The following is a 2,139-nucleotide window of genomic DNA, read 5'->3' on the forward strand; positions in this document are numbered from 1 at the left end:
GCGAAGAGGGCCGCGAAGAACATCAGCTCGGAACTCAGCCAGATGATGGTTCCGACGCTGGTGAGGTTCGGCCGGTTGACCGACGGGTGCGCGTGCCCGGTTTCTACTGCAGTTGCTGTCGCCACGACCGACATTATGTCGGTCGCTGATCGAGCCCCCGTTGCCGGGGTGCCGTTCGGTGTGTCTGCGGGCCGTCTCCAGCTCAACCAGGCCCTCGGGCAGGCGTGGGGAGCGGTGTTGACGGAGCGTGGGAGGGAGTAGCATCCGCGCAGCGGCTCCGGCCGATGACGTGATCACGTGCGAGACCTTCAGCGGAGGAACCATGCAGCCGACCGCCACGGTGCTGGTCTACAGCGACGACGCCAACACCCGCGAGCAGGTACGGCTCGCCGCCGGCCGCCGGCCCGCCGCTGACGTACCGGCGGTCGAGTACGTGGAGTGCGCGACCCTCCCGGCAGTCCTGACCACCCTGGAGAAGCAGCACATCGACGTCTGCGTGCTGGACGGTGAGACCGCGCCGGCCGGCGGCATGGGCGTGTGCCGGCAGATCAAGGACGAGATCTTCGACTGCCCGCCGGTGCTGCTGCTGATCGGCCGCCCCCAGGACGCCTGGCTGGCGTCCTGGAGCCGCGCCGAGGCGGCCGTCTCGCACCCGATCGACCCCGTCGCCCTCGCGGGCACGCTGGCCGGTCTGCTGCGCCCGGCGCCGGCCGGCAGCGCGACCGGCGCCGACACCACCGCGTCGGCCTAGCAGCCCAGGACCAGCCGCCCGGCGGGAGCGCTCAGCGAGGGGGGCCAGGGGCGGCTCAGAGCTGGGGACGGAGCCTGGCCGCATCCAGGGAGGTGCCCCCGGTGTCCTGGGTGCCGGGGCGCAGGGCGCTGCCTTCCTTCCACTTCGTCCAGGACAGGTTCCAGTCGCCGAATCCGTTGCCGAAGGCGGGCATGTCTTCGCCGTTGCTGTTGACGTGCGTGACAAGGTCCCCGGGGCGGACGTTCTCGAAGAACCACGCGGCGTTGCCGGTGCTCATGCCCGTACAGCCGTGGCTGCTGTTGGCGACTCCGTGCGAACCGGCCGACCACGGGGCGGCGTGCACGTACTCACCGCTCCAGGTGAGCCGCGTGGCCCAGTGCACCCCCAGGTCGTAGGATTCCCCGCCCCCGATGCCGACGGTGGCGCTCCGCATCCGTACGAACCCCTCCCGGCCGAGTATCACCTTGGTGCCGTTACGGGTCTCGAAGCCGGCCTTTCCGGTGGTGATCGGCATCGATCTGATGACCTTGCCGTTCTTCTTGACCTTCATGCTGAGGCCTGAGGCGTCGGCGACCGCCTCCATCCGGTCCCCCGTCTTCAGCTTCAGGGACTTGTCGGTGTCGCCGTAGAGACCGTCGCGTATCTTCAGCCCGGCTATTCGGGAGCGGACCCGTATGGAGGTGTGGGCGGGCCAGTACGCCTGCGGGCGGTAGTGCAGCTCCTTGCCGTCCACCCAGGTCCAGCTGCCCGCCACCTTGGGGGTGGAGCGGACGATCAGCGCGCGCTCGACGATTCTGCGCTGCTTCGCGCTCTTGATCTTGTGGCTCAGCTCGGCGGTGACGGGCTGGCCGACCCCGTACGTACCGCTGTCCGGGCCGAGGGTGACTCCGAGCCTTTTCGCGTGAGCGGGCTTGGTCTGGAAGTTCAGCGTCCGGCGGCCCTGCTCACCCGCGCTGTTCTCGGTGCTGACGTGGAGGGTGTAGCTCGCACCCGCGGCGAGTGGTGTGGTGCTGTGCCAGCGGGTGCCGTCGTCGGAGAGCTCGCCCCGCAGGAAGCGGCCCGCGGTGTCGACCGCGGTGACGTCGGCTATTTTCCCCTCCTCGCCGGTGGCTGTGACCTTCAGGGGATGGGCGGGGTCCACGGTGCTGCCGTTGTCGCCGGCATTCACGGCGATCTGGTCGCTGGCGTCGTAGGGGGCACCCGCCAGCGGGTTTCCGGTGTTGTCGGAGCTGCACGCGGCGAGCCCGAGAGCCAGCGGCGCGAGCGCGATGGCACAGCCGGCGGTGAGCCGGCGCTTCGCTGTATTCGCTGAGTGATTCATAGGCCCAAAATATGAAGTGACGCCGTTTTGGGCCTGTTGGGCGCAGGCAAATGGGTCGGCCCCCGGA

Annotated in this window: 2 protein-coding genes and 1 pseudogene; 1 reads left to right on the forward strand and 2 read right to left on the reverse strand. The window is 69.5% G+C overall.

Going from position 1 to position 2,139, the window contains the following annotated elements; translation table 11 throughout:
* Positions 1–134 (reverse strand): annotated as a pseudogene (locus ACRDP3_RS14250) (cytochrome c oxidase subunit 3); the annotation flags it as partial.
* 188 nt (positions 135–322) lie between these two features.
* Between ACRDP3_RS14250 and ACRDP3_RS14255 the strand changes: the two are divergent.
* Positions 323–751, forward strand: a complete 429-nt coding sequence (locus tag ACRDP3_RS14255; RefSeq protein WP_431517295.1) for a hypothetical protein — start codon at positions 323–325, stop codon at positions 749–751.
* 55 nt (positions 752–806) lie between these two features.
* Here the strand turns inward: ACRDP3_RS14255 and ACRDP3_RS14260 are convergent, their stop codons facing one another.
* Positions 807–2,072 (reverse strand): Ig-like domain-containing protein, encoded by a 1,266-nt coding sequence (locus ACRDP3_RS14260; protein ID WP_431517296.1) that lies wholly within the window; start codon positions 2,070–2,072, stop codon positions 807–809.
* Positions 2,073–2,139 lie beyond the last annotated feature (67 nt).

The organism is Streptomyces sp. (genome assembly GCF_050698815.1).
In the GTDB taxonomy this organism is placed as follows: Bacteria; Actinomycetota; Actinomycetes; order Streptomycetales; family Streptomycetaceae; genus Streptomyces.

Coding starts and splice junctions, on each gene's coding strand:
- ACRDP3_RS14255 (WP_431517295.1), top strand. CDS start 323: ATGCAGCCGACCGCCACGGTGCTGGTCTACAGCGACGACGCCAACACC.
- ACRDP3_RS14260 (WP_431517296.1), bottom strand. CDS start 2,072: ATGAATCACTCAGCGAATACAGCGAAGCGCCGGCTCACCGCCGGCTGT.